This is a genomic window from Chryseobacterium kimseyorum, from assembly GCF_025971945.1.
Taxonomy (GTDB): domain Bacteria; phylum Bacteroidota; class Bacteroidia; order Flavobacteriales; family Weeksellaceae; genus Chryseobacterium; species Chryseobacterium kimseyorum.
Genome location: NZ_JAPDHW010000002.1, coordinates 211386 through 233667 on the forward strand (window position 1 = coordinate 211386; position 22282 = coordinate 233667).

The 22282-nt window shown below is 36.3% G+C and carries 18 protein-coding genes; 7 read left to right on the plus strand and 11 right to left on the minus strand.

Annotated elements, in window-relative coordinates; all coding sequences use genetic code 11:
- Window positions 1-118 precede the first annotated feature (118 nt).
- Window positions 119-1360 carry a beta-ketoacyl-ACP synthase II gene (gene fabF, locus OMO38_RS03580; RefSeq protein ID WP_264748849.1) on the plus strand — a complete coding sequence of 414 codons (1242 nt, stop codon included), beginning with the start codon at window positions 119-121 and terminating at the stop codon, window positions 1358-1360.
- Window positions 1361-1430: 70 nt separating this feature from the next.
- On the opposite strand, the gene OMO38_RS03585 is transcribed toward fabF, so the two are convergent.
- The 3 genes from OMO38_RS03585 to msrB form a co-directional block, all read right to left on the minus strand.
- The gene (locus tag OMO38_RS03585) at window positions 1431-3002 is read right to left on the minus strand and encodes a hypothetical protein (RefSeq protein WP_264748850.1); all 1572 of its coding nucleotides are present in this window, start codon (window positions 3000-3002) and stop codon (window positions 1431-1433) included.
- Window positions 3003-3099: 97 nt separating this feature from the next.
- Entirely contained in the window at window positions 3100-3855 is a 756-nt protein-coding gene (locus tag OMO38_RS03590) for a murein L,D-transpeptidase catalytic domain family protein (RefSeq protein WP_264748851.1), read from the minus strand.
- 127 nt (window positions 3856-3982) lie between these two features.
- The gene (gene msrB / locus OMO38_RS03595; RefSeq protein WP_264749123.1) at window positions 3983-4468 is read right to left on the minus strand and encodes a peptide-methionine (R)-S-oxide reductase MsrB; all 486 of its coding nucleotides are present in this window, start codon (window positions 4466-4468) and stop codon (window positions 3983-3985) included.
- Window positions 4469-4614: 146 nt separating this feature from the next.
- On the opposite strand from msrB, the gene OMO38_RS03600 reads away from it, so the two are divergent.
- Window positions 4615-5859, plus strand: coding sequence for a DUF445 domain-containing protein (locus tag OMO38_RS03600; protein ID WP_264748852.1), 1245 nt, complete (start codon window positions 4615-4617; stop codon window positions 5857-5859).
- 49 nt (window positions 5860-5908) lie between these two features.
- Here OMO38_RS03600 and OMO38_RS03605 read toward each other — a convergent pair whose 3' ends face one another.
- Both OMO38_RS03605 and OMO38_RS03610 read right to left on the minus strand, forming a co-directional pair.
- Window positions 5909-6529, minus strand: coding sequence for an NADPH-dependent F420 reductase (locus OMO38_RS03605; protein ID WP_264748853.1), 621 nt, complete (start codon window positions 6527-6529; stop codon window positions 5909-5911).
- A 92-nt stretch (window positions 6530-6621) separates the two neighbouring features.
- Window positions 6622-7587 carry a zinc-dependent alcohol dehydrogenase family protein gene (locus OMO38_RS03610; protein WP_264748854.1) on the minus strand — a complete coding sequence of 322 codons (966 nt, stop codon included), beginning with the start codon at window positions 7585-7587 and terminating at the stop codon, window positions 6622-6624.
- 250 nt (window positions 7588-7837) lie between these two features.
- On the opposite strand from OMO38_RS03610, the gene OMO38_RS03615 reads away from it, so the two are divergent.
- Window positions 7838-8272 (plus strand): winged helix-turn-helix transcriptional regulator, encoded by a 435-nt coding sequence (locus OMO38_RS03615; protein ID WP_264748855.1) that lies wholly within the window; start codon window positions 7838-7840, stop codon window positions 8270-8272.
- Window positions 8273-8674: 402 nt separating this feature from the next.
- On the opposite strand, the gene OMO38_RS03620 is transcribed toward OMO38_RS03615, so the two are convergent.
- The 4 genes from OMO38_RS03620 to OMO38_RS03635 all read right to left on the minus strand — a co-directional run bounded on the left by OMO38_RS03620 (window position 8675) and on the right by OMO38_RS03635 (window position 11812).
- Window positions 8675-9712 (minus strand): quinone-dependent dihydroorotate dehydrogenase, encoded by a 1038-nt coding sequence (locus OMO38_RS03620; RefSeq protein WP_264748856.1) that lies wholly within the window; start codon window positions 9710-9712, stop codon window positions 8675-8677.
- A 325-nt stretch (window positions 9713-10037) separates the two neighbouring features.
- Window positions 10038-10733, minus strand: a complete 696-nt coding sequence (locus tag OMO38_RS03625; protein WP_264748857.1) for a pseudouridine synthase — start codon at window positions 10731-10733, stop codon at window positions 10038-10040.
- Between the two features lie 24 nt (window positions 10734-10757).
- Window positions 10758-10886 (minus strand): hypothetical protein, encoded by a 129-nt coding sequence (locus OMO38_RS03630; protein ID WP_264748858.1) that lies wholly within the window; start codon window positions 10884-10886, stop codon window positions 10758-10760.
- A gap of 44 nt (window positions 10887-10930) precedes the next feature.
- A complete protein-coding gene (locus OMO38_RS03635; protein WP_264748859.1) occupies window positions 10931-11812 on the minus strand; it encodes an alpha/beta hydrolase in 882 nt (293 codons plus the stop codon).
- A 245-nt stretch (window positions 11813-12057) separates the two neighbouring features.
- On the opposite strand from OMO38_RS03635, the gene OMO38_RS03640 reads away from it, so the two are divergent.
- Both OMO38_RS03640 and OMO38_RS03645 read left to right on the plus strand, forming a co-directional pair.
- The gene (locus OMO38_RS03640) at window positions 12058-13599 is read left to right on the plus strand and encodes a glycine--tRNA ligase (RefSeq protein WP_264748860.1); all 1542 of its coding nucleotides are present in this window, start codon (window positions 12058-12060) and stop codon (window positions 13597-13599) included.
- A gap of 287 nt (window positions 13600-13886) precedes the next feature.
- Window positions 13887-15413: a hypothetical protein gene (locus OMO38_RS03645; protein ID WP_264748861.1), complete on the plus strand. Its 1527-nt coding sequence runs from the start codon at window positions 13887-13889 to the stop codon at window positions 15411-15413.
- A gap of 54 nt (window positions 15414-15467) precedes the next feature.
- Here the strand turns inward: OMO38_RS03645 and OMO38_RS03650 are convergent, their stop codons facing one another.
- Window positions 15468-16766: a M48 family metallopeptidase gene (locus OMO38_RS03650; RefSeq protein WP_264748862.1), complete on the minus strand. Its 1299-nt coding sequence runs from the start codon at window positions 16764-16766 to the stop codon at window positions 15468-15470.
- 83 nt (window positions 16767-16849) lie between these two features.
- Between OMO38_RS03650 and OMO38_RS03655 the strand changes: the two genes are divergently transcribed.
- Window positions 16850-17983, plus strand: coding sequence for a serine hydrolase domain-containing protein (locus OMO38_RS03655; RefSeq protein ID WP_264748863.1), 1134 nt, complete (start codon window positions 16850-16852; stop codon window positions 17981-17983).
- Between the two features lie 153 nt (window positions 17984-18136).
- Entirely contained in the window at window positions 18137-18748 is a 612-nt protein-coding gene (locus OMO38_RS03660) for a YdeI/OmpD-associated family protein (protein WP_264748864.1), read from the plus strand.
- A 447-nt stretch (window positions 18749-19195) separates the two neighbouring features.
- Here OMO38_RS03660 and OMO38_RS03665 read toward each other — a convergent pair whose 3' ends face one another.
- Window positions 19196-22264, minus strand: coding sequence for a DNA polymerase III subunit alpha (locus OMO38_RS03665; protein WP_264748865.1), 3069 nt, complete (start codon window positions 22262-22264; stop codon window positions 19196-19198).
- Window positions 22265-22282: the final 18 nt, after the last annotated feature.

Consider the following 22282-nt stretch of genomic DNA (forward strand, 5'->3'; position numbering starts at 1 on the left):
AGGCACACTTTTGATACTATTATTTGACCTTTAAAAAAGAATAAATTTAATTATGCTGTCGTTACCAGTTTCTGAAACACTTACGATAGCATACACTTAAAAATAACAGCATAAACTTATGAAAAGAGTTGTCATTACAGGATTGGGTGCAGTAACACCTTTGGGAAACAATGTCGAAGATTTTTGGCAAAACAGCATCAACGGAAAAAGCGGTGCAGATTTAATCAAACATTTTGACACAGAAAAATTCAAGGTTCATTTTGCCTGTGAAGTGAAAAAATTTGATCCCAAAATTCATCTTACCCACAACGAAATAAAAAGAAGCGACCTCTTTACTCAATATGCAATGTATTCTTCTGCAGAAGCGATTCAGGATTCTGGATTGGATTTTGAAAAGATGGATCCATTCGACACCGGCGTTATCTGGGGCACCGGACAGGGCGGAATGTGGACTTTTGAACACGAAGTAATGGAATTCGCAAAAGGAGGAGAAAACCCACGTTTCAATCCTTTTTTCGTTCCTAAATTTATCGCAAATATGGCATCTGGAATGATTTCTATGAAGTTTGGGCTTCAGGGAATTAATTACACTACCGTTTCCGCATGCGCTACCGGAAATACTGCCATCATGGACGCATTCAACTATATCAGATTGGGAAAAGCGAAAGTTATCATCAGCGGTGGTTCTGAAGCAGCCATTACTCCGGCATCCGTTGGAGGATTTTCTATCATGAAAGCGATGTCTACAAGAAATGACGATTTCGCATCAGCAAGCCGACCGTATGATGCCGACAGAGATGGCTTTGTAATGGGTGAAGGCGCCGGCTCTCTGGTTCTTGAAGAATATGAACACGCGAAAGCCCGTGGGGCAAAAATTTACGCCGAATTGGTGGGAGCCGCAATGACTGCCGATGCCTACCATATGACCGCCCCACATCCTGACGGAGCAGGAGCCATCAAAGCGATGCAACTTGCTCTGGAAGAAGCCGGCGCCAACGCTGAGGATATCAATTATATCAATCCACACGCAACCTCTACTCCACTTGGAGATTTGATTGAGCTGAATGCAATTACTAAAGTATTTAAAGGGAATACCAATTTAGATATCAGTGCAACAAAATCAATGACAGGCCATTTATTGGGAGCTGCCGGTGCGGCTGAAGCCATTCTTTCTATTAAAGCTATTCAGAATGGAATTATTCCTCCGACGATTAATATGCACAGTATTGATGAGAGAATTCCCAGAGATATCAATATCGTATTTAATGAGGCGAAAGAAAAAGAAATTAATTACGCTTTGAGTAATGCCTTTGGTTTTGGAGGACACAACGCGACGCTGGTTTTCAAGAAGTTTTCTTAAATTATAGATCAAATAAAAATGCCGTTTCAAAATTATTGAAGCGGCATTTTTTATAATTAAATTACACAATTTAGTTTCTACTAATAATCCACCAGCGACCAGCATCAGCGGTCGATTGTAGCGTAAAGCATCTCCCACCACCTGCAGTACCAAGAATAACAGATGGATATGCTCCACCAGAGTCCTGCATATTACCAGTTAATGTTCTTGCATTGCCGTCACTGCAAATATTTAAAATTCTACCTTTATTGTTAGCAGTTGATGCCGGAAGTGTTGCATCACCACTTAAAACAACTGTATAATCATCTGCATTTATTGTAGTTCCAAATTTAAAATTTGCCACTAAACCATTGGTTTTTGTATTTCCGTTCACCTGCAAAATAGCATCGCTAGCCTGAGATAAGATGTGAAAGTCAGAAGCGTTCACTCCCACTTTTCCGTTTCGGAGTACAGCAAAAGCATCTGATCTGTTGGTGTTGCTTGTACCATTACCTACAACAAAGAGTTTTTTGTTTCGGTCAATTGATGAGTTGGGTTCCGGGCTTGCGTCGCCTGCATTAAATTCACCAATTACAGTATTACCCTGGTTTCCGGCAGTTGTTCCCAGTCCTAATGCGGTAGCATATTCTCCTGTTGCTTTGTTCTGATAACCTATTGCCAATGAAGATGTATTTGTGGCCTCACTGCTGTTTCCCATGGCAAAAGAATAATTTCCGCTGGCTTTAGTGTCAGCTCCTAAGGCAAAAGAATTTATACCTGAAGAATTCGAAGCAGAACCAATTGCTACAGATCCCACACCCGAAGATTTCGCCGCCTGACCCATTGCAATAGAGTTTTGATTGGTTGCCTCAGAAGTAATTCCCATTGCTATACTCGATTCACCTGATGCAGTGTTGCTTAATCCTATAGAAATAGCTGAGTTACTGGTAGAAGAATTTTGAGCGCCAATGCTGACAGATCCTAATCCTGTAACCGTATTCATACCACCTAAAGCCACTGAAAAATGAGCATTGGTTAAAGATTTATTTGAGGCTCCCAATAATGTGGAAAAACCACCTTTTGCTGAATTAAATGCGCCTGTAACAAACGAACCCTGTCCTAAAGCTCCCATATCTGCTGATGTAAGCGAGGTTGCAGCTAAAGCTGCAGCATACGTTCCTACGTAAGGAAAAGATTCTGTTAAATTGGTCGGGTTCCAGGATAAATCAGCGGCATACTTTCCGAGCGGTCCGTAGTTAGCCGGGGTTGCACCAATAAATCTCCATCCGAAATTGGTTGCTGACGCAGAAATTCTTTCCAGACCTGTAGGTTTTGTATTGGTATCTATAATTTTTAACCAGACATTCCCGGTGCTGCTGTAATAGTAATGCGCAGGAGAATCCATATTGATATAAGCTCCCGTTCGGCTTGCCAACGGTACGGCTGTAGTCAGATAGACCATCATGCTGTTTTGTGCAGCGGTCATGGTCATTCCGGTAACCTCAGTATTGGTGAGTCTTGGAATAAGCAAACCGCTAACGCCAGATGCGCTTTTAGTGATATCAAGAGTTGCTTTTGGGTCTGAGTTGTTGATCCCAACTTGTGCATAAGAATAGCACGTGCTGATTATCGCAGCTGCGAATATACTTTGTCTAATCATCATTTGTTTGTTTGCAACAAAACTAACAAAAAATTCGAAAATAAAAATGCTCTGCATAAAAAAACCTTACAATAAATGTAAGGTTTTGATATTTATTCGTTTAAGCTCTCAGCCATTCCGAAGATGAAAGATAGTTTTCATCAGGATAATAAATGAAGAGACAGTTTTTACCTTTAATAGTATTGATGATTGGCTCTGTCAAACTTCTAGGAATGGCAGGGCAACCCCAGCTTCTTCCGATTCTTTTGTGTGCCGAAGCAAATTCCTCGCTCACATAATCGGCTCCATGCATTACAACAGCTCTTCTGTATGCTGCATCATTAAAGCCTTTGTCCATTCCCAATAGCTTCAGAGAATATCCGTTGTCTCCATTATAAGTTGATTCTGTGATATAAAAACCCATGCTGCTTTGCAGTGAACTCTCTGTATTGGAAAAATTTGTAGCAAATTCTTCACCTGTATTTTTTCCGTGAGCAACCAATGAATTGAATAGAACTTTTCTCTGTTCAGTATCAATTACCCAAAGTCTCTTTACATTTGAAGATAATGAGAAATCGCACACCGTCAGTAAATGAGCTTCCTGGCTTAACTTGCCTGCTCTTTTAAGATTTTCAAAACCTAATAATGCTTTTGCAAAAACATCAAACTGAAGTTTATTGGTATTCTCGAAAGAAATAGATTGATAAAGTTCTTCAGAAGAACTCACTTTGGTGGTATTTAAAGATTTTGCTTCAACTATAGTTTCTATTTTGTCTGTGTTCTTTGTACTTCTAGAATTTTCTGCTTTTTTGGGAGCAAGATAAAAAGAAGTTGAAATCAAGTACACAATGCCTAATACGCTATAAAATCCTTTCATTAAATATTATGTTAATTAAAAATTGGTCGAGCAAAATTATAAAAACATAACGGAGTAACAGTTAAAAACTCAAAAGTTTAACTGAATTTAAGAAAGTTTAACGTAATGATTATCTGATACTAAGCAATTATTTTTCTGAGTCGGGAACAAATTCTAAACTTACAGAATTCATGCAGTAACGCGTTCCCGTAGGTGCCGGACCGTCGTTAAAGACGTGACCCAAATGCGAATCGCAACGCTTGCAAACCACCTCTATCCTTTCCATCCCATGAGAAGAATCTCGGTTGTAAGCAGTCCCCTGTTTATCCGCTTCAAAAAAACTTGGCCATCCGCATGTTGATGAGAATTTAGAATCTGAACGGAATAAATGATTACCACAAACCGCGCAGTAATATTCTCCCAACTCATCAAATTCATTGTATTTTCCGGTAAATGGTCTTTCTGTAGCTGCTTCCCGTGCAATGGCGTATAGATCTGGAGAAAGAATTTTCTTCCATTCATCATTGGATACATTCAGTTTAGTGCGGTCAGTTCTTGAGTAATATGGATTGTTTTTTGCTTCAGTATTTTCCATAGGAGTTGATTTAACAGGTTTTTGAGTCTGCGAACACATTTGCAGAAAGGTTAATAATAATATGGGAATTAAAAATTTCATAATGAGTTTTAAAAACTTCAAGATGAATGCAAATTTTAATCCGCAATCATCTTCCATCTAATTTTATACCATTTTCCAATTTCAAATTTACTAAATTTGAGACTATGAATGATGAACTGAAACGAAAACAACTCAATAAATACAAGGCTTTTGCCACAGGACTTTTTGTTCTGATGGCTGTGATTTTTGTAATTACAACGATCCTGCAGAAAACTCACGAATCACATTGGATTGGCTACGTCCGTGCTTTTTCTGAGGCCGCAATGGTTGGTGCTTTGGCAGATTGGTTTGCCGTTACTGCACTTTTTCGTCATCCACTTGGGCTTCCGATCCCGCACACGAATCTGATTGAAAACAGTAAAGAGAAACTCGGTGATAATCTCGGAAGTTTTGTTGTATCAAATTTCTTATCACCTCAGACGATCCGTCCATACATACAAAAAATTAAAATCTCCAATTTTGTCGGGGAATGGTTGACGAAAGAGAGAAATCAGGAAGCTTTAATTAAAAATCTTTCTGACATAATATTGGATATTTTGAATAAACTCGATGATGCTGAAGTCAGCCGTTTTATCAGCAAAAAAGTGAGCGAGATGACGGATGATATTCAGTTAAATAAAATTTTAGGCAACGGAATTATTTATCTTCTGGATAAAAATGATCATCAGAAAATAGTAACCAATCTTTCAAAACAAATCAAAGAATATCTCATCGAAAATGATGAAATGATTAAAGAAAGGGTGAAAAAAGGAAGTTATTCTTTTATTCCATCGTTTGTAGACAAAAAGATAGCTGAGAAAATTGCAAGCGGACTTTCTGATTTCTTCCGTGAAATTGAGGAAGATACCAATCACGAAATCAGAACTTTAATTACGGAAAAAATTTATGATTTTTCAAATGATTTGAAGGAAGATCCGAAATGGATTGATGAGTTTAATAGCATGAAAAACGATTTTTTAAACAATCAAAAGCTGGATGAATACTCGAATGACATCTGGGTTTCCATTAAAAAAACATTGAGCACAGAACTTCAGGAAGAAGAATCATCATTAAAAAAATACATCACCAAAAACCTCAACCAGTTTTCTGAAAACTTAAAAACCGACGAAAAACTTCAGAATAAAATTGATAATTGGGTAAGAGTTACCGCCTACAAATATATTCTGAAAAACACACACCAAGCCGGAAACCTCATCAGCTCCACCGTCGGAAACTGGCAGGGAAAAGAACTGAGCGAAAAACTTGAATTAGAAGTTGGTAAAGACCTGCAGTTCATCCGTGTGAACGGAACTTTGGTAGGTGGTTTGGTGGGTTTGATTATTTATACGATTTCGCATTTTTTTCTTTAAATGATAAAGGGCGGATAGTTAATAATTCTATTTTGAATACCTTAAAGCTTCAGATAATTTTAAAACTATTGTTTTTTGATCTTTGAAAATAAATAATCCCAGAATCAGTTCCACCGCCATTCAGCGCCAATCCTAAATTAATGTTGGAAAGAGCATCCATGTATCGCGAATTTTCAATTCCCTTTAAAACTAAACCGTTAAAACCCATTTCTTCGGCCAGATTTTTGACCAATTCTGCTGCCTCATCATCGGAAGATGCGATGAACACTGTCATTTTTAGTCCCTTGTAGTTTATTTTGTCTTGTTCCATTGTTTCGGCAAATACTGTACTAAAAGCCTTGACGATTCTACTTTTTGGCAATAATCTTGCGGTTTGTTCACCACTGCTATCTTCTCCTAAAAAAATTGGACTCCAGTCTTCATTGACAGGATTTGTAACATCTACAATAATCTTTCCTTGCAACAAATTTATTTTATTTCTTAAAAATTCTGCAACTGACACGTACGGAATAGCTAAAAAAATAATTTCTCCAAATCCGGTAACCTCGGTAATGGATAACTTATTTTCCACGGGAGTTCTTACTCCATATTTCACAGTGTGCCCGGCATTCTCCAGCAATTCTCCCAATTTTGATGCAACTTTACCTGCACCTATAAAACCTATGTTCATATCTTAAATTTTATTTATTCATAAAAAAATATAGCGGCTCAATCTTTTTTACGAGATTTAATTCGAACCGCTATTAATTTGATTGCTAAGTTCTATTCAAAACTGAGCAACACTTTTTCACCTTTTTCTGTATGTGCTACTGCTTCAGCAATTTGATCTAACCGGTAAATTGAAGCAATTGGAACATTAAGACTACCATCTGCAATTAATTTTGCCGCTTCCTCTTTCGCTTTGTGTAATTTCGGAAGGTATTGTGGCAGAAACATCCAAAATCCGTGCAGTGTAATGCGTTTAAAAATAATGTCGACAGCACTAATCACCATCGGCTGAAGACTCAGCACAGCATAAGTCACAAGATGGCTGTCAAGACCCAAAATTTGGGCAAGTATTCCGGAAGCTTCTCCGCTAACCGCATCAAGCCCTAGACGAACATTTGCATTATCAGTAGCAATTTTCGCTTCTTCTACAACCGTTTCAGATTCTACCAAAACAATATCTGCACCTGCTTTTAAAGCTGTATGAACTGCATCAGCACGTCTGACAATGCCCAATGTTTTTATTCCACGAGATTTAGCAACTGTAATAATTGTATTTGCAACACTGGAATTGGCTGCATTAATGACTATCCAATCTCCTGCTGAAAGTTTTACAAATTCATCCAAAAGTAAAACAGCAGTTGGCGGATTGATGGCAATCATTGCTGCTTGCTGTACGTTAAGTTCTTCCGAAATAACAAATAATTCTGCAGCTTTAGCTTTTACTTTTTCTGACCAGGCATAAGTTCCAAATGGCAAACTTACACGATCACCTATTTTCACATTCGTAACTTCAGTGCCAAGCTCTTCCACAATACCAATTCCTTGTCCGCCAATTACGGCTGGTAATTCCGGTCGTATGGCATAAATCCCTTTGGCAAGTAATAAATCACTGGGATCGATCGGGCTGTATTCCATTCGGATAATAACTTCTCCCACATCAGGTTTGGAGGGTTCGGGAATGTCTAAAAGTTGTAAATTTTTTAATGGATCGCCATAGGCTGTTAAATGAATTGCTTTCATTTTATTTTAATTTTTGATTGATGTTAATTTTATTTTTTCCTGTCATATCTAGAGTAACCCAGAAATCTTAGCAACAGATACTTAGCAATATTTTAGCATTTATAGAAATAACTCAAATACTTCAATCTAAAATCTATTTGTTCTAAAGCGCTTTAAAATAAATATTTCTTAAATTTGTAGTATCAATTTAATACTGCAAATGTAAATAAAAAAGTAGTACTAAATTAATATTACTTAAAATATTTTTTTTATGAAAGAGATTGGAAAACGATCAACCTGTGCGATAAGCTATTCATTAGATTTATTTGGAGACAAATGGACCTTATTAATACTGAGAGATATGATCTTTAGCAAAAAAAATTCCTGGCTGGAATGGAAGAATGCGTATGAAGGCATTGCGCCAAGCGTATTGACAGACAGAGTAAATCTTCTAACCAACGAAGGGGTAATTATGAAAAAAGTTTCAGAAAAAAATGCGTCTAAATTTTTGTATTATCTTACCAATAAAGGATTAGATTTAATCCCACTGATGGTCGATCTGATGGAATTCGGATCAACTTATCACCTCGAAGGCGGCTCAAAATATTGGCTGGAAAAAATAAAAAAAAATATAAATAAAACGATTGAAGATCTCCGTGCAGAAATGATTACCGCGAGAAATGAAGCATTTCCAGAAATGATGTAATTTTCTTAATTTAATTAGATCAGACACTGCAGTAAGTTTCCAATTGTTGTACAACAAACGGAAAGACTGTCAATCTAAGTAACTTCCCTGTTGAGATTTCCATCCTATTTAGAAATACAAAAAGCAGTTAATATATTTATCAGCTTAGTAACGACCTAAAAACTACACGGTAAGTAGATGAACAATACTATTTGGTTATTTATAAAAAAGGATTAATTTCCAGTGTCTACTTTCTAAAATTAGAGATAAATAGTGTTTTAAAATGAATAGACTATCAATACAGAAAACTTCTTCAGATTAAAAAAATTTAAAAAGGAAATTTCAGTAGAGCCTGTAGGTATCTAAAAAAAAGCAAAACCTTATCAGTTTTGCTTTTCAATATTTTCTATAAAAATTTTCAAGTTACTTCGAAATTCTACTTGCTATCGTTAAAATTTCCTTATTAATATCATTGATTAGTTGCGGTCCTTCATAAATAAAACCTGTGTATAACTGAACCAAACTTGCTCCCGCATTCAGCTTTTCAATCGCATCTTTTGCCGAGTGAATTCCTCCTACACCGATAATTGGGAATGCGCGGTTACTTTTTTCTGAAAGATATTTAATCATTTTTGTGCTTCGCTCACGAATCGGTTTTCCACTTAAACCACCGTTCCCGATTTCTGCTAAAGTTTCTGCAGAAGTTTTTAAACCTTCTCTGTTTACTGATGTATTTGAAACCACAATTCCGTCGATTTTTGTATCTGCAATCAGTTCGATAATCTCGTCCAATTGCTGGTTGTTTAAATCCGGAGCAATTTTTAAAAGAATTGGTTTTTGGGTCGGTTTAGTTTGATTAATTTCTTTTACGGCAGTAATCAGCTCTCTCAGATATTCAACATCTTCCAGTTTGGCGTGGCTTCCGACGTTTGGACAGCTTACATTTAAAACAAAATAATCTACGTAAGGATGCAGACCCTCGAAACAGTCAAGATAATCCTGAGTGTAATTTTCAGGGGTTGTGTTGGTATTTTTTCCGATGTTTCCGCCGATGATGATTTTTCCTTTGTTACCTTTCAGTTTTTCAATCGCTGCTTCCAGACCGTCGTTGTTGAAACCCATTCTGTTGATGATTCCACCATCTTCAATCAAACGGAAGAGTCTTTTCTTAGGATTTCCAGCCTGCGCTTTGGGAGTAACCGTCCCGATTTCTACAAATCCGAATCCTAAGTCGCCTAATTCGTTGAATAAAACCGCATTTTTATCGAAACCTGCAGCTAAACCAACTGGATTTTTAAATTTCAGTCCGAAAACTTCTCTTTCAAGACGTTTGTCAACGATAGGTTTTGGAAGGAATAATTTGGTTAAAAATCCGAAATTTTTAAGCATCGAAAAAGTAAAGTGATGAACTTCTTCAGGATCAAATTTGAAAAGGATAGGGCGAATAAGCGATTTGTACATTGAAAAAAAGTTTTACAAAAATACTCATTTTCAAATTAATGAATTCTTGATATGTGATAATTTATTTAAATGGAGATTATTTGTTGTATTAAACACCAATTGTACAAATGTTTTTCACTAAATAACATTTAAAATCTGGGAGATATTTTTAACGCAAAGTTTTATTAAATAGGCTTCTTATTTTTAGGGATGCAAAGGCAAATAAATTTGCTTCGCGAAGCTTGAACGTTAGCTTCAAAAATCAACTCGTTGATTCTTTTTTGCTTTCTTAAGTCTTGCAATATTGAAAATAAATCTTTGCGTTTAAATAATTTCCATTAAATTATCAATGATAAATACTTAAATCAAAATTTAAAATATCTCCTACCCTTTTGAACTCATCATCTATAGTGGCATTGACCATAATTTTTTCGTTAGAAACAGGATGATTAAAGATTAACTGATGGGCATGAAGTGTCATTTTGTTAATCTCAAATGCCTGAAGCCACAATTTGTTTTGCTTGTTACAGCCATGTTTTCTACAGCCTAAAATTGGATGCAGAATATGTTTAAAATGCTTTCTCAACTGATGGAATCTTCCCGTTTCAGGAATGGCTTCTACCAAACAGTACCTCGAAGTCTGATGTTTTAAAAAAGGCAAATCTATTTCCGAAGTCTGCAGGCGACGATAATATGTGACAGCATTTTGTTTAACTTCATTTTCGTTTACCAAATCGTAATCGATGGTCTCTTCTTCTTTCGCCCAGCCACGGAGAATGGCGATGTATCTCTTTTCGACTTCACGCGATGCAAACTGTTCGCTCATGGTTCTCAACGTTTCTTTATCCAAAGTAAACAACAAAACGCCCGAAGTTTTTCTGTCTAAACGGTGAACAGGATACACTTTCTGCCCGATTTGCTTTCGTAATTCCTGAATCGCATACGTGTCTGCCTCTCCGGAATAAAAAGATTTGTGAACCAACAGTCCGCTGGGTTTATTGATGGCAATAAGATGTTCGTCTCGATAAAGAATTTCTAACATTTGGCAAAAGTAGAGGTTTTCTCACTATTCCTCAAATTTGAGATGTTCATTAAAATAGGGCAGCATCTGGTTTTCTATTCTTCCGTTTTTTTTGCTTACCTCACTTCCGTGGGTGCCGATATACTCTTCTGCTTCGTGTTTAATATGTAACATTTCCAGAGTTTTACTGAAAGCTAAGCAGCTTGGCGGAATATGTTTCAGTTCATCATTTCTTCCCAGTCAAATTTGATGGCTTTTAATTTCTTTAGGTTTTCATAATATGAAAATGGCAGTTCTGATGTAGAATTTCTTTTTAAGTCTTCGACGACAGATTCATTAACAGTTAATTGATTATCTTTAAATGAAAATGGAAAATCTGCATAAAACGGTGGCTTTTTTTCGTTTCCACTGTAAGCTCTTGCGATGGCGAAAATAATATTTGCTCTTGCATTTTCCGGCTTTGATAAGTCTTTGACCTCTTTAATATTCTCTAAATCTCTGTAAAAATCAATTTGTGTCAAAGCAAAATATCGAGCATCTAAAATTCCGGGAGAAAGTGCGTAGACCGAAGAAAAAACTTCGGGATGAAGAATTGCATTTCTCAAAGCTCCATTTCCACCCATCGAATGACCGGATATTGCACGACTTTCTTTATTGGCAATTGTCCGGTAATTTTTATCAATAAAATTGACGAGTTCGATAGAAGTGAAATCTGACCAGTTTCCGGATGATCTTGAATTGGCATAAAAACTTCCTTTAAATACTGTACTTTGATCAGCCATAACAACAATAACGGATCTTATCTTTTTAAAATAAATTGCCCGATCCAAAATATGATTTATCTTATCGTTGTTTATCAACAAACTGTCACTCCAAAAAAAGCCATGTAAGTAATAAATTACAGGATATTTCTTAGACGAATACTCGTAATCTGGAGGCAAATAAACAGTAACTCTACGTTTGGCATTTTCTCCGGCCTTGTTTTTTAAAGTCTTCGCTGTAATATACTGTGTCACAACTTTTCCTTCAGGAATACCTTGAGCCGGTAAAAACTGAGCACACAAAACAAAAATGAATAATAGAAAACCGGATTTTTTCATTGTGAAATTTTTAAGTAAAACAAATCTCGGTAAATTGTCTCAAAAAAAGACAATAATGACTAAACTTATTTTCCAGTCATTAGCCCTGATGGAGACCGCCATAAAAAAGATACAATCCTTCGACAAGCTCAGGATAAATTACCAGCAGGTTCCCGGCTCCTAATAATTTCAGGATTAAAAACTTCTGTCATCCCGCTTTTAACTTCCTACATTTTCACTATTTTTGCAGGTAAGACGAAAAATTTATGGCAAAGCAAGACGATGTTTTCAAGAAAGTGATTTCCCACGCTAAAGAATATGGGTTTATTTTCCCTTCCAGTGAGATCTACGACGGTTTATCAGCTGTTTATGACTATGGACAGAATGGTGCAGAACTGAAAAACAATATCAAACAATACTGGTGGAAAGCGATGGTACAGCTGAACGAAAATATTGTGGGTATTGATTCAGCGATCTTAATGCACCCGACTACCTGGAAAGCTTCGGGCCACGTTGATGCTTTTAATGATCCTCTGATTGACAATAAAGATTCTAAAAAACGTTTCAGAGCGGATGTTTTGGTGGAAGATTACTGTGCGAAAATCGAGGATAAAGAAAATAAAGAAATTGAAAAAGCTGCCAAAAGATTTGGTGAGTCTTTCGATAAAGCACAGTTTGTTGCGACGAATCCCAAAATTTTAGAATACAGAGCAAAAAGAGAACAAATTTTATCCCGGTTGGCAAAATCTTTAGAAAATGAAGATTTGGCTGATGTAAAAGCTTTGATTGAAGAACTGGAAATTGCTGATCCTGATACCGGTTCAAAAAACTGGACTGAGGTAAGACAGTTCAACCTGATGTTTGGAACCAAACTGGGTGCGTCAGCAGATTCTGCGATGGATCTATACCTAAGACCGGAAACGGCACAGGGAATTTTCGTTAACTTTTTGAATGTACAGAAAACATCCCGCCACAGACTTCCGTTTGGTATTGCACAAATTGGTAAAGCATTTAGAAATGAGATTGTTGCGAGACAGTTTATTTTCAGAATGCGTGAATTTGAACAGATGGAAATGCAGTTTTTTGTGGCTCCGGGAACTGAATTGGAATTCTACGAACAGTGGAAGCAAAAACGTCTTAACTGGCATTTAGCTCTTGGTTTAGGAAATGACAACTACAGATTCCATGATCATGAGAAACTGGCACATTATGCAAATGCTGCAGCAGATATTGAATTTAATTTCCCATTTGGATTTAAGGAACTTGAGGGTATTCACTCGAGAACTGATTTCGATTTGAAGGCGCATGAGAAGCATTCAGGACGAAAATTACAGTTTTTCGATCCTGAAAGAAATGAAAACTACGTTCCGTATGTAGTTGAAACCTCAGTTGGTTTAGACCGGTTATTCCTTTCTATTTTCTCTCACTGTCTGAAAGACGAAGTTTTGGAAGACGGTTCGGAAAGAACAGTTTTATCTCTACCTCCAGCCTTGGCTCCGGTAAAAGCAGCTATTCTTCCTTTGATGAAAAAAGACGGTTTGGCAGAATATGCAGAAAATATCTTCAATGATCTGAAATATGATTTCAATTTATTCTACGAAGAAAAAGACGCTATCGGAAAACGTTACAGAAGACAGGATGCCATCGGAACGCCTTACTGTATCACGATTGATCACGATTCTTTAACAGACCACACCGTGACGATCAGAGACAGAGACACAATGCAGCAGGAAAGAGTTCCGGTTTCTGAACTGAGACGGATTATCGATGAGAAAACGAATTTCAGAAATTTACTTTCTAAAATATAAATTGGAAGCCTTGAGAAATCAGGGCTTTTTTGATGTTTTAATATTCCTAAGTTTTGGCTAAAGCCAATCTGCAAAAATTTGATGAGAGTGGACTACAGTCCGCAATAATTTAAATCTTTGGTTTTTGACTCATTTGCTCAAATACATCCTCAAGTTAATTCATAATCTGATATGACTAAGGGTCAAATTATTGAATAATCTTCAATAAAAATTTAACATAAAAATATTTTCTTCAGCATATTTATAACATCCTTTAATTCATTACATTTGGATTTCAAAAAATAACTATGAAGAAAATTTCTCTTTTGATGTTTGGTCTTATCCAGACATTTGCTTTCTCCCAAACTCAGGATCTTGCGACTTTAGCTTCCGGACAAAATATCGGGATGAATGCCCTTTTCGACACAAAAGATAACCTGTACGGCTATGTTTCGATGTATTCTCTAGGAAAAACCGACAAGAAAACTCAGAAATTCGAATATGTGCTTTTAGATAAAAACCTAAACCCAGTTGCTAACAAAGAATTCGAAGCCAACATGATTGTTGGGAATTATTTTGGATATGTAGATTTTAAAGGTCAGATTATACTTCAGCCTTACGATTTTAATGTGTTGCAAGCTTTATCAAAAGGTGCTTCAATGCCTGTTTCGATGGTAATTGATCCTAAAACCAATACCGTAAAACCAAAGGTTTATTACGATTATCAGGAAAACGGAACTTTTGTAGAAATCACTCAGCCAAAATCTTTTAAAGAAGAAAGAAAGGAAAACCGTGCGGAGAAAAAAGATAAAGGTTACAATTACGTTTCAACAGTTTCGGAAATAAAAGAAGGTGGTTATCTAGCTGTAGAACTGAACGATTACGGAAAATACGTCAACAAAAACAGCATCATACGTTTCGACGAAAATAAAAAGCAAGTCTGGAAATACAGCTATAATACCGACGGAAGCAAAAAAGTATTTTCTGATCTTACCGTTCTTGAAAGAGACGAAAATCATCTCTACGGAATTCTGAGAAAAGTAAATGATGATGACAAAACCTTTTCTGTTCTTGTTCTCGATATGAAAACCGGAAAGGAAGTATCCAACAAGCCATTGACCGGACTTTCGCCTGAAACCATTTATAATATTGATGTTCTGTACTCAAGCGGAAAGAAAATTGATAACGATAAAACTTTTGACGATAAAGTACTATATTTAGGCAGAAATTATGAAAAAGGCGATAAAGGTTTTGCCCGACTGATGTTGGATAAAAAAAGCTATAATGTCGATTTAAAAACAATCAGTTACAAACCAGATCTTTCAGCGCACATTCCTAAATTGAGTGCAGATGGAGGTGTAGAAAGCGGATATTTTCTTCAGACCAAAGACGTTTATTTCATGAGTGACGGAAGTGTGGGGATTTTATCCGAAAAATTCAAACCCGAAGGACAGTATAGCGCTCCCAAAACTACAGATTTAGTTTACATCAATACCGACAAAGATTTTAAAGTAAAAGATGTTCAGATTTTTGAAAAAGCAAAATCTAAATGGGTCAACAGCGATTATCTTTTTTCGCAATACTTAAATGACGGAAAAGATGTTGTTTTCTTTTTTAGAGATTATCAGAAAGATCAGGTAACGAAAGAAAAAAAATGGAATCTGTTTATCAACACCGTAATCAACGGGAAATTTAAGCAGGAAACGATCCCGATCTCTGAGAAAGATAATTTTGTTGTTACACCGTTTGTTGCGAAGGAAGGATATATTTTGCTTCGTGAGTACAATGAGAAGGAGAAATTTAATAAGGTACGTTTGGAAAGATTGAATTACTAAATAGTAAAAATACAAACCCTCAAGGTTTCAAAAACCTTGAGGGTTTAATAAGTTTCAGGATTCTTTTTTATAATAATCTGCAATGTTTTTAATTTCATCCAGACTTAAATTCCACATGAAATTCAAAAATTGCTGATAGCTTTCACTTTGATTTTTCGGGTCTACTCTATCTAAATACCGGTTTAAATTATAGTTTTTTCGTGCTTCGTAAATTCTAGAAAAACACTTCCCAAGCCAGCCTTTGTAATACTTTTCCTCTTCGCCATCCTGCAGAAACTGCAGACTTGTGTATATTCCTACTCCGTAATCTTCAGAATAGTAAAAATTGGGTAAAGTCTCCATTCTTGCAATTTTTTCGATTTTGGTGTAAGATTCTGATGCTTTTCCATCTATCTCCTCATTTTTCAGTTCAGGGAAGAACTTTTTCAGGTTTTCTATTCTTAATGAAATTTCCGGATGCGAGCGTAGAGAATCTTTATCAAGCTTTTGCTTATAGTGATTGTAATTGTAAAGCGAGAAATCTTCCTTTTTAAGCCAGTTTTCTTTAAATTCCTGATTCGGAATACTGAAGTATTTTTTATAGGTTTCCACTTTCAATGTTCGGGGAGAAATTGTATCAAAATCTTCGAGTCTTTTTAAAGTATTGACAAATTCCGCCGGTTTGAAATTGCTTTTCTTAAAAATAGCATACCCTAGAGAGTCTGCCTGCATTTCCTGCTTTCTGTTCTCAACTCCTTCTTTGTAAACTCTGTTTTTCAGAACATCAAAAGCCCGTTTGTTGCGGTTTTCTTTGTTTGATTTGATATTCTGAACTACCAATCTGTCGGTTTGATTTTGATCTATTAAATTGATAAAAGCCTTCAAAGTATGATCTGCAATTTTGTGTCCCAACTCGTGTGCAATGACTGCCGCCAGCTGGTCGTCGTTATTCAGCCAGTTGAAAAGCCCCATATTGATTACAAAAGTGCCGTCAGCAAAACAGTAGGCATTCGGCGTATTGTCTCTTGCTATCAGAATTTTTAAATTTTGAGGAATCTGACTGTTATTTTTTCGTAAACCATTAATAAGACCGTTTACCTTATCATCAAAAACAGAATTGAAAACAAAGTCTTTATCTTTTACTTTTTCAGAAAAATCTTTTTCAAAACCTTTGTAGATTTTTGCCAGTTCACTGCCCTTTCGTCCCGGATAATCTGTTTTATTTTTCTTAATCAGATTATCGGTATTGAGAGTAAAAGTTTTCAAAAATTCTTTTCGCTGAAGATAATCTGCGGTATCAATTGCTTTATAGGCTTGTCCGAAACACGTTACAACGTAAAAAACAGACAGGAGGAACATCAATTTTTTAATCATAAAATCATCACATATTCACAAAAATAAATCATTTTCAGTCAATATTTTAAAATTAGTTTAAATTTGTTTCAGGAACATTTTTTATGGCTATTTTCACATATTTCATTGTATTTTTAATTGTGTTGACAGCAATTGTCTACATACTTGACTACGGTTATCTCATCAACGGAATTTCCAAAACTTATCTGAAAGGCAAAGCCAGTGCTCACATTGACGATGGTAAATTCTTCAGTAAAAATGTTATTGAAACGAAATCTCCAAAACCTTGGGTAAAAGCTGACAATTACAACAAAACCGATCTACCGAAAAATATAGTTGATGATTTGAATATTGGCAACACTGCTTCATTCTTAGTGATTAAAGACGGAAAACTGGTGCACGAACAGTATTGGAAAGGCTATAACAAAATTTCTCTGACCAATTCTTTTTCGATGGCAAAAGCTGTTACGGTGATGCTTTTGGGGAAAGCTTTGGAGGAAGGAAAAATAAAAAATATCAACGGTAAATTTTCAGATTATTTTGATGAATTTAAAACCAAAACATCAGCTGAAAATTTAACTTTAAAAAATCTGGCTCAGATGGAATCCGGTTTAGATTGGGATGAAGATTATAAAAATCCTTTCCGTCCCAATGCCAAGGCATATTATGGAAAAAGTCTCATCAATGCTACGTTTACAAGAAAATTTAAAGAAAAATCAGGAGAAAGATTTGAGTACCAAAGTGGATCTACTCAACTTCTGGGATTTGCGATAAAAAAAGCTATTGGACAAACGCTTTCGAGTTATTTATCTGAAAAATTCTGGATTCCACTGGGAATGGAACAGAATGCCATCTGGAGCACCGATCAAAGCGGTATGGAAAAGACCTATTGCTGTATTCACGCGACTTCCAGAGATTTTGCCAAGCTTGGACAGCTATTTTTGAATGACGGGGAATTTGATGGGCAGCAATTACTCAATCGCGAATTCATCAGTGAAATGAAAAGCCCGACCAAAAAATCCAGTGAAATTTACGGAATGGGATTCTGGATCAATAATGACAACCCGATTAAACATTATTATTTTCTCGGACTTCAAGGGCAATACATCATCATGGTCCCTGAACATAATATGGTGATTGTGAGAACAGGAAGCTATAATAATTTGCCCAAAACAGACAGAGGAAGACCGGATCAGGTGAGGTTTTTGGTGAATGAAACGGTGAAGTTTTTAAGTTAAGGTTGAAGTTGAGGTTAAAAATGTTAACCACGAAGTTTAAATAAAAAATTAAGGAAATATTTAAAGACATTTTAAGCAGTTCACTAATTTCAGATGCATCTGATACCGAAAACTAAAAGTCCTTACTATTTCAACTTTATTAAAATTAAAATCATGGAAAAATACAATCCGAAAGTTGATGAGTATATTGAAAAAGCACCTGATTTTGCAAGACCGATTTTAAACCTCATCAGAGAAGTCGTACACGAATGTTCTCCGGAAATTGAAGAAGCCATCAAGTGGAAGTTCCCGACATTTATGTACAAAGGGAAAATTCTTTGCTCAATGGTTTCATTTAAACAATATTGCAGCATGGGATTTTGGCTGCACGGTGAAATGCAGACGATAAAAAATCTTGAAACTGATGCCGAACAAACCAACATGTTCAGCCTTGGCAAGATTACCAAAATGGAAGAACTTCCTAAGCGGCCTCAGCTCAAGAAAATTATTCTCGAAGCTATGGAACTGACCGACATGGGCGTTAAATTGAAAAAATCCGCACCTTCAAAAACCGAAATTGAAGTTCCTAAATATTTTCAAAATGCTTTAAGCCAAAACAAAAAAGCTCTTGAAGTTTTCGGAAAAGCATCACCCTCATTCAGAAAAGAATATGTCAATTGGATTGTTGATGCTAAAACAGAAACAACAAGAATTAAAAGAATTGAACAGGCTTTGGAATGGATCGCAGAAGGAAAAGGGAGAAACTGGAAGTATGAGAAAAAGTAATGGAGCCGGAAGCTGACCGGCTTGAAAATATTTTTTAACCTGAAACCCTTTTTTAAATATTATCGGATATCGCTAATCAGTAATAACATAGTTTTCACCAGTATGATTGTCATTCCGGAGGAATTTAAGCTGTTTTATTTTCAGTTTGTTGAGATTCCTACGGAATGACAAACAAACTGTTGACTTTTTATTATGATGAAACGGACATTTATTTAAACAACAAATCCGTCACAGCAAATCAATAATTTCCTCAAAGTTGATGAATGCTTTTTCGACAAAGTCAAAAAAATCCAAAGGATTCTTTAAGTTGATTTTTTTGAAGAAAAAATTCATAAAATTGAAATCCAAAGCTTATTTTAACTTCTCTTCAACCTATATTAACTTTAATTTCAGCATTAACTTTTGTGACTTTTGTGGTTAAAATAACTTTTAGATAAGCTATAAACATTAATTGAATTTCTGTCTCGGCAAATTGATTTCATGCGCCTGCGGATAAGGTTTTCTTGAGGTCATGCTGACGTCTTCACGAACCAACCGGTGCGCATCATATTTTTTCTGTTCGTCATAAGCATATCGCGGATCTGGAATCATTGGCATTTTTGCCATCTTGTGAATGGTGATGGTCGGAAAATGATAATCGACTTCCACTGTTCCGAGCAAAAGATAACATCCGCCACCCTGAAAATCGTATTGTTTCAGACTATCTGGAAAATGGGCGGTATCGAAATAATCTCCGTTCACATCGATCCACGTTCCGAAAAACATGGATCCTTTTTTGGTGGGGACGTGTTTTCTCGAAATCAAATAAGCAAGCATTTTAACCTGTCGTTTGTGAAATTTCAACAGATCTTTTACGAAAACAGCTCCGCGGTATTTTGTTTCCAGCAAATCAAACGGACTGCAGGAAACGGGAAATCCTATAATTTCCAGTTCATCAAAGGCATCTTCAAAGCGTTCCCTTTTAAGTTCCGGAAGTTTATAATCCTGCACAGGTTCTTCGATGAGCATTAAATTTCGATTTTCAGGTTTGAAATTGATCAGCAGCAATCTCGCCTCGATCAACAGTTCATTTTTCTGCTTTCCGGTAAATCTGAAAGCACCAATAAAAATAAGGATCTGAATGGTTTCAATACCAATCGGAATGCGTTTGATAAAGTCTTCCAAAGATTTGTAACAGCCGTTGTTATCACGCTCTTCAGAAATCATTTGAGCAACTTTAGTTTCGAGTGACTGCAAAACCATAAAGCCCAGATAAATTTCTTTTCCTTTTAAAACCGTCTGAAATTCGCTTGTATTCACACAGGGATTCTGCACGATCGCTCCCGACATTCTCGCTTCGTGAATATAAACTTCGGTACGGTAAAATCCGCCCTGATTGTTAATCACCGAAACCATGAATTCTAAAGGGTAATACACTTTTAAATATAAACTCTGATAACTTTCCACGGCATAAGAAGCCGAGTGCGCTTTACAGAAAGAATATCCTGCGAAAGATTCAATTTGCCGGTAAGCTTCGGTCGTAAGCTCAATAGAATGCCCTTTTGCGATGCATGATTTAAAGAAATGCGTTTTCACTTTCTGAAGTGCAGACAGAGATCTTCCTTTTCCACTCATCGCTCTTCGCAGAATATCGCCATCGCCTAAGCTTAATCCACCAAAATACTGTGCGATTTTGAGAACATCCTCCTGATACACCATAATGCCATACGTATCTTTGAGGTGTTCTTCAAAAATAGGATGGAAATATTCAAACTCGTCGGGATGATTGTGCCGGAAAATATACTCCCGCATCATTCCGCTTTGTGCAACACCAGGACGGATAATAGATGAAGCCGCAACCAGTGTAATATAATCTTCGCATTTTAATCTCCGCAAAAGTCCGCGCATGGCGGGAGATTCTATGTAAAAACAGCCAATCGTTTTCCCGACTGACAAATATTCGTTGCAAACCGATTCGTTTTTTGAAAGTGTCGTATCCCGAATATCAACATCAATCCCTTGTGTTTCTTTGATAAGCTTTACCGTGTCATTAATAGTTCCGAGGCCTCTTTGGGAAAGAATATCAAATTTTTCCAGACCAATATCTTCCGCCACATACATATCAAACTGAACGATTGGAAATCCTTTTGGCGGCATCTCGAGAGCGGTGTAATTAGTAATGGGCTCCTCAGAAATCAAAATTCCACAGGCGTGCATACTTCGCTGATTGGGATATTTTTCCAGTAACTTTCCGTATTCATATACCTGTTTTACAATTTTATCCGAATGATGCTCGTTTACTGATTTTGTGGCGAGAATATCCAGTTCTTCTTTCGGTAGGCCAAAAGCTTTTCCAACCTCGCGAAAAATTGATTTGTATTTAAACTCTACATTGGTTCCGCAGAAAGCCACGTGTTCTTTATCATACTTTGTAAAAATATATTCGAGCATTGCATCACGATCCTGCCAACTCCAGTCGAGGTCGAAATCGGGAGGTGCGGTACGGTTAAGATTTAAAAAACGTTCAAAATATAAATCCAACTCGAGCGGACAAATATCTGTAATCCCGAGGCAATAACTTACAATAGAGTTGGCGCCGCTTCCTCTCCCAACGTGCATAAAGCCCATTTTGTTGCTGTGCTGCACAATATCCCAGGTGATCAGAAAATAGGCCGAGAAATTGAGATCACCGATAACTTTCAGTTCTTTTTCAACCCTTTTTCTGGCAACCTCATTTTCTAAGCCATATCGTTTTTCTAATCCTTCATAGGCGAGCGTATTTAAAAGCGCTATATCTTCTTCCCGGGATTCTAAATAGTATTTCTTATTCTTATTTTCTGTACTTCCGCGTTCTTTATAGGTAAAATCAAAACCACATTTCGCAAGAATTTCTGTGGTGTTATTGATGATTTCAGGATAGTGTACGAATGATTTTATTAAATTTAATTCAGAAGTAAAATACTCAGACTTTCGGCAGACATCATCTTCACTAAGTTTTGAAAGAATCGTGTTGTTATCGATGGCTCTTAAAATTCTGTGCAGATTGTACTCTTTTTTGGTGCTAAATGTTACCGGATGCAACACCACCATTTTATGACTTTTATCTTTAAATTCAGGGCGAATCAATAAATTCAATTCTTCTTCTCTGATGCCTATAAATTCATTTTCTTTTAAATTTTCCGGAATATTGCTTAAAGGATAAATGACAAAAACCTGCTTGAATTCGGGAGCCATTTCAGAAAGTTCAACGCCATAGCAATTGTGAGCAGTCAGTATTTTATTGACTTCACCAATGCCGCTGAATTCTTTGGCAATGGCGATATACAAAAGTTTATTCTCTTTCCTTACCTCAATTCCGGCAATGGGTTTTATCCCAACATTTTCACATTCTTTTTTAAATTCATAAATAGCAGTTATCGTATTGATATCCGTTAAAACCAATTCTTTAATTCCCAGTTCCTCAGCCTGCCTCACCAGTTCTGTGACCGATAAAGTACCGTAGCGAAGACTGTGAAAAGAATGGCAATTGAGAAACATTGTATAAAAATTTTTAAA

Bases quoted from the DNA above. Each gene is read 5' to 3' on its own strand.
- OMO38_RS03585 (WP_264748850.1), bottom strand. From the start codon at position 3,002: ATGATGATTAGACAAAGTATATTCGCAGCTGCGATAATCAGCACGTGC.
- OMO38_RS03645 (WP_264748861.1), top strand. From the start codon at position 13,887: ATGAAGAAAATTTCTCTTTTGATGTTTGGTCTTATCCAGACATTTGCT.
- OMO38_RS03615 (WP_264748855.1), top strand. From the start codon at position 7,838: ATGAAAGAGATTGGAAAACGATCAACCTGTGCGATAAGCTATTCATTA.
- OMO38_RS03635 (WP_264748859.1), bottom strand. From the start codon at position 11,812: ATGAAAAAATCCGGTTTTCTATTATTCATTTTTGTTTTGTGTGCTCAG.
- OMO38_RS03590 (WP_264748851.1), bottom strand. From the start codon at position 3,855: ATGAAAGGATTTTATAGCGTATTAGGCATTGTGTACTTGATTTCAACT.
- OMO38_RS03625 (WP_264748857.1), bottom strand. From the start codon at position 10,733: ATGTTAGAAATTCTTTATCGAGACGAACATCTTATTGCCATCAATAAA.
- OMO38_RS03660 (WP_264748864.1), top strand. From the start codon at position 18,137: ATGGAAAAATACAATCCGAAAGTTGATGAGTATATTGAAAAAGCACCT.
- OMO38_RS03620 (WP_264748856.1), bottom strand. From the start codon at position 9,712: ATGTACAAATCGCTTATTCGCCCTATCCTTTTCAAATTTGATCCTGAA.
- fabF (WP_264748849.1), top strand. From the start codon at position 119: ATGAAAAGAGTTGTCATTACAGGATTGGGTGCAGTAACACCTTTGGGA.
- OMO38_RS03655 (WP_264748863.1), top strand. From the start codon at position 16,850: ATGGCTATTTTCACATATTTCATTGTATTTTTAATTGTGTTGACAGCA.
- OMO38_RS03600 (WP_264748852.1), top strand. From the start codon at position 4,615: ATGAATGATGAACTGAAACGAAAACAACTCAATAAATACAAGGCTTTT.
- OMO38_RS03650 (WP_264748862.1), bottom strand. From the start codon at position 16,766: ATGATTAAAAAATTGATGTTCCTCCTGTCTGTTTTTTACGTTGTAACG.
- OMO38_RS03665 (WP_264748865.1), bottom strand. From the start codon at position 22,264: ATGTTTCTCAATTGCCATTCTTTTCACAGTCTTCGCTACGGTACTTTA.
- OMO38_RS03630 (WP_264748858.1), bottom strand. From the start codon at position 10,886: ATGTTACATATTAAACACGAAGCAGAAGAGTATATCGGCACCCACGGA.
- OMO38_RS03640 (WP_264748860.1), top strand. From the start codon at position 12,058: ATGGCAAAGCAAGACGATGTTTTCAAGAAAGTGATTTCCCACGCTAAA.
- msrB (WP_264749123.1), bottom strand. From the start codon at position 4,468: ATGTGTTCGCAGACTCAAAAACCTGTTAAATCAACTCCTATGGAAAAT.
- OMO38_RS03605 (WP_264748853.1), bottom strand. From the start codon at position 6,529: ATGAACATAGGTTTTATAGGTGCAGGTAAAGTTGCATCAAAATTGGGA.
- OMO38_RS03610 (WP_264748854.1), bottom strand. From the start codon at position 7,587: ATGAAAGCAATTCATTTAACAGCCTATGGCGATCCATTAAAAAATTTA.